The organism is Methyloceanibacter sp. (assembly GCF_050999895.1).
Lineage (GTDB): Bacteria > Pseudomonadota > Alphaproteobacteria > Rhizobiales > Methyloligellaceae > Methyloceanibacter.
Genome location: NZ_JBPCOU010000038.1, coordinates 1 through 4,295 on the forward strand (window position 1 = coordinate 1; position 4,295 = coordinate 4,295).

4 protein-coding genes and 1 pseudogene are annotated in these 4,295 nt (G+C 61.9%); 2 read left to right on the forward strand and 3 right to left on the reverse strand.

The features are described from left to right. The coding region (locus ACR2J1_RS03750; protein ID WP_434018012.1) for a lysine--tRNA ligase at window positions 1–1,387 on the reverse strand (1,387 nt) is incomplete at its 3' end. A gap of 208 nt (window positions 1,388–1,595) precedes the next feature. Here ACR2J1_RS03750 and ACR2J1_RS03755 point away from each other — a divergent pair. Next, entirely contained in the window at window positions 1,596–2,009 is a 414-nt protein-coding gene (locus tag ACR2J1_RS03755) for a tellurite resistance TerB family protein (RefSeq protein ID WP_434018013.1), read from the forward strand. A 110-nt stretch (window positions 2,010–2,119) separates the two neighbouring features. Then, window positions 2,120–2,398, forward strand: a complete 279-nt coding sequence (locus ACR2J1_RS03760) for a hypothetical protein (protein ID WP_434018014.1) — start codon at window positions 2,120–2,122, stop codon at window positions 2,396–2,398. A gap of 9 nt (window positions 2,399–2,407) precedes the next feature. On the opposite strand, the gene ACR2J1_RS03765 is transcribed toward ACR2J1_RS03760, so the two are convergent. After that, entirely contained in the window at window positions 2,408–3,634 is a 1,227-nt protein-coding gene (locus ACR2J1_RS03765; RefSeq protein WP_434018015.1) for a hypothetical protein, read from the reverse strand. Window positions 3,635–4,106: 472 nt separating this feature from the next. Next, a pseudogene (locus tag ACR2J1_RS03770) lies at window positions 4,107–4,295 on the reverse strand (NADPH-dependent F420 reductase); the annotation flags it as partial.

The window sequence follows — 4,295 nt, forward strand, 5'->3', positions numbered from 1 at the left end:
TGGCATAACCGACGAGATCGTCGAGCAGCGGATGCTGTTCGGGCGTTGCGTCGGGGCAATAGCGGCGGATGAAGCCCCACAGCACCTCGCTGTCCTCGGAGTTCGACGCCGATGCGAGATTGAGAAGGAGCGCGAAGCTGATGGGAAGTTCGGCCCGAGGCGGCTGGCCTAAATGGATGTGCCAGACGGGGTTCATCAGGTGCGGCGCCGGCTCCTCCTTCGGGAAGGCTGCGAGATGGCCGACATATTCATCCACCGCGCGCGGGATGACGTCGAAGTATAGCCGCTTCGCCTTTCTCGGGCTCTGAAACATGTAGAGCGACAGGCTCTCGGGCGGCGCATATTTGAGCCATTCCTCGATGGTGAGGCCGTTGCCGCGCGACTTTGAAATCTTCTCGCCGTTCTCGTCGAGAAAGAGTTCGTAGTTGAAACCTTCCGGCTGCTGGCGTCCGAGGATGCGGCAGATATGACCGGAGAGACGAACGGAATCGATCAGGTCCTTGCCGGCCATCTCGTAGTCGACGCCAAGCGCGGCCCAGCGCATGGCCCAATCCGCCTTCCATTGCAGCTTGCAATGGCCGCGCGTGACGGGGACTTGGGTGAACTTCCCCGTGTCGGGGTCCTTGTAGAGGACGGTGCCCGCGGCGACGTCGCGATCGACGATAGGCACCTGAAGAACCTTGCCGGTGGTCGGGGAGATCGGCAGGAACGGGCTGTAGGTGGCGCGACGTTCCGGCCCGAGGGTAGGCAGAATCACGTCGCGGATCGCCTCGTAGTTCTCCAGCGCCTTCAGGAGTGTCACGTCGAACCGGCCGGAGATGTAGCAATCCGTCGCTGACATGAACTCGTAGTCGAAGCCGAAGGCATCGAGAAAGGCCTTGAGCCGTGCATTGTTGTGCTGTCCGAAGCTTGGATGCTCGCCGAAAGGATCGGGGACCTGGGTCAACGGCTTGCCGAGATGCTCCGCAAGCATCTCCTTGTTCGGCACGTTGTCCGGAACTTTGCGCAAGCCGTCCATGTCATCGGAGAAGCAGATCAGACGCGTCGGCACCTTGTCCTCGGTGAGCACGCGGAAGGCGTGGCGCACCATGGTGGGGCGCACGACCTCGCCGGAGGTGCCAATGTGCGGAAGGCCCGAGGGCCCGTAACCCGTCTCGAAAATGATGGCGCCGGTCGGCTTCGGAATCCGCTTCATGCGGCTCAGCACCTTGCGCGCCTCTTCGAACGGCCAGGCCTTGCTCACATGAGCATGGGCGAGCAGCTCCGAATTCACTTCCACCGGCGCCTGCCCCTGCTTCGCCCGCGGCTGCGACGCGCTGGCGGCAGGGATGCTTGCCTCAGCCTGAGGTTCGGCTTTGGGCCGCTTGGTGATTGGAGGGCGGGTCATGGTGGAGCTACGTCCAGGGAATGTTTGGAGCGAGTATCGGGGACAAATTTCACAGATTCCTGAATGGCGCTAGTATTAAGGCTCTTAACTGGGGTGGCGTCGTCACACGCCAGCGCGGGTCGAGGGATTTCGGCGCTTGCCGCGCCAGCCGCAATTTTCTACGGTCCCGCTCCTTTCCGATCCCAATCCTTAATCCGAGGGGCCGCACATGACCGAGCCTTTGAACCATCACGCAGCGCTGATCTATGTGATGGTCACGATGTCGGCCGTGGACCGCACTATGAACGATGCGGAGCTGGCGCGGATCGGCGAGATCGTCTCCAACCTCCCGGTCTTCGACGACTTCGATCAGGAAGACCTGGTGGCGACAGCCGAAGCCTGCGGCAATATCCTGAGCGACGACGGCGGGCTCCAGCGCGTGCTGAGGCTTATCAAGGAGGGGCTGCCTAAGAAGCTGAGGGAGACCGCCTATGCCGTGGCGCTGGAGGTAGCGGCGGCCGATCTCGACGTAAGGCCCGAAGAAACGCGACTCATCGAGCTGCTCCGGGATACCCTGGATCTCGATCAGATCACGACTGCGGCCATCGAGCGCGGCATCCGGGCCCGCAATATGGTGCTCTAAAACACCTTGGTTACGAAGGGTCTCGGAACGCAGACCGCATCCAGCCGTTTCTAGTATAGTCGCGCCTGTGAATGGCGGCGACTTAAGGCCTTTAAAGGAGGATTTCTAAGATGTTGGGTCTGGGCAATGCGCCGCGTAGAGCTTCCAGTTACGTGCCCGATACGAGCGAGCTTCACGATCAAATCAATAGTCTGACGAGCTATGTGCAAGAGCTGGCGCATAGCTTTGGACGCGGCGCCAGTCGCGGCTATGGCAATGCGCGCGGCTACGCCTCCGAGACGGCCCACGACGCGGAAGAGGTCATGAAGGACAATCTTGCCGCCTCGATGCTGCTCGCAGTCGGCGTCGGCGTCCTGATCGGCTATTTCGTCCGTCGCGGCACGGAATAGCGTCTCACTTTATTGAGCGAGCTTCACGGCGCCCGTATAGAGCGCGCCGCCGAGGACGCATGGCAGCGTGATATAGGCTTGACCGAGAGCGGTTGCGGCAACGCATCCCGTCGCAATGGCGATGGAGCCCGCCGTGGCGCCCTTGGTCATGCCGGCCTCATTGGACATCTGGCGTCTCTGGGCATCCTCGATCGCGCCGAACTGATCCTTACGAATCTTCTCAGATTCAAAAATCTCGGCGGCGGCGATGACGTCCTGGAGCGGCTGCGCGATGTCCTCGGGCTGCCGCTCATATTCGGCGCGGTAGAGCTTGATCAACTCGCGATCGCGCTCGGCATAGGACGCAAGCGTCCATTTCGCGGTGCCCCCGGTCGTTATCTTCTCAACCGCGCTCGGATCGCTGCCCCATCCTGAAAAGATTTTACCGAAGGAGAAGGAAGAATCCTTCTTGTTCTTCGACCAGCGTAGCGCCTGCATGATTCGGACGACGGGTTCGTGCTGGCCGGTGGCGACGTAATATCCCCAAAGCGCGTAGATGCCGGGCGAGCCGCCGTGATCGAGCTCAAGCTCCATCAAGGTCGGGCGCTTCCCGCTCAGGAAATCATCGATGAGGGGGCGGCGGAGTGGCGTGCGCGGCGAAATTTTCTCGAGCATTTCGCGCCAATCGGGGCGGGCCGAATAGACAATCGCTCGAATGATGAAACCCTGCTCCTTGTCGGGCAGCGGCAACATCTTGGTGACGAGCGAGGACCCCTGCTTCGGATTGCTCCCCAGCACGCCCGCGATAAAGCCGGTACAGAACCAAGCCTTTTCCTCGTCACCGAAGAGACCGTAGGCGTTCATCGCCTGGACGGCTGCGGGGACCATCGAAGGGTTGCGGTGCTTCCGGTAGTTCGACACCCAATCCATCAGCTTCTCCGTGGTGGAGAAGGCCGCCGGGGGCTGCGGCGATGCGGGTGGACTGGGCGATGCCTCAAGAGCAGGCGCTTCGCTCGGCTGCGTCGTGACATAGGCGGGCTGAAACGAGGGTTGCACCGGTGCTGGGGCGGGTGTCTGCACCTGCTCGGGCACTGCCACCGGCGCTTGCGGCGGGCCCAAAAGCTGCGGTGGCGTCTGCTTCACAATGGTGGTCGAGCGCGGCAGCACGCCGGTCGCATTGTCGCTCTGCGCGGCGCAGGCGCCTGCTAGGCCGACAACGCCGGAGACGGCGAGCGCAATGAACGCAGCGATACGCATGCCATCAGCTTCCTACCCCCCGGCCCCAGCGTGATGACGTTTACTTAAACATGGTTAACGCCGCAGGCCTTGCGGCGAGCGGGAAACATGATGATTGTCAATTGCTTCGTGGCAATTTAAGGGCCGAAGGCGTTAACCATAATGCAAGTTAACGGCCTTGCCCCAAACCATACCCGCCGCCGGGCGAAATAATGTCCGGCCGTCCGTTCCAAGCTCGCGTCTGGACGGACGGCCGGGGCCTCGCATACGCCGCTAGGGAGCACCTTTTCAGGTTTGCGAGGTTAACCGCGAACAATGTGCATCTCCTGGGTCACGGGCATTTGAGTCATCAAAAACGTCATGGCCTAGCGGTCAGGGCTGAAAGAGCCGGCAACCGCCTTCAACTGCGTCAACGGTTGGGCCTGCCGACCGGCGACGCGCTTGCCGAGCACCAAGGTAAAATTCGGATTCTGCTCCTTCCGGGCGACCTTAATCACAGCATCGCCAGCGGCTCGAACAGGCGCGCCGTTTTGAGGGGCCCAGCGTCCAGTGCCTCAAAGCCGACATCGGCGACGAGGCTCATCACCAGCTGCTTCTCCGGCCCATCGGGGCCGGCGACGAACATGGCTGCACGCCCTTCCGGGAAGCGCGGCTTGGCCATGACATCCACCCCGACGGTGTA

What these genes read in the sequence shown, in the direction of transcription:
- ACR2J1_RS03755 (WP_434018013.1), top strand. Translation starts at nt 1,596, where the DNA reads ATGACCGAGCCTTTGAACCATCACGCAGCGCTGATCTATGTGATGGTC.
- ACR2J1_RS03760 (WP_434018014.1), top strand. Translation starts at nt 2,120, where the DNA reads ATGTTGGGTCTGGGCAATGCGCCGCGTAGAGCTTCCAGTTACGTGCCC.
- ACR2J1_RS03765 (WP_434018015.1), bottom strand. Translation starts at nt 3,634, where the DNA reads ATGCGTATCGCTGCGTTCATTGCGCTCGCCGTCTCCGGCGTTGTCGGC.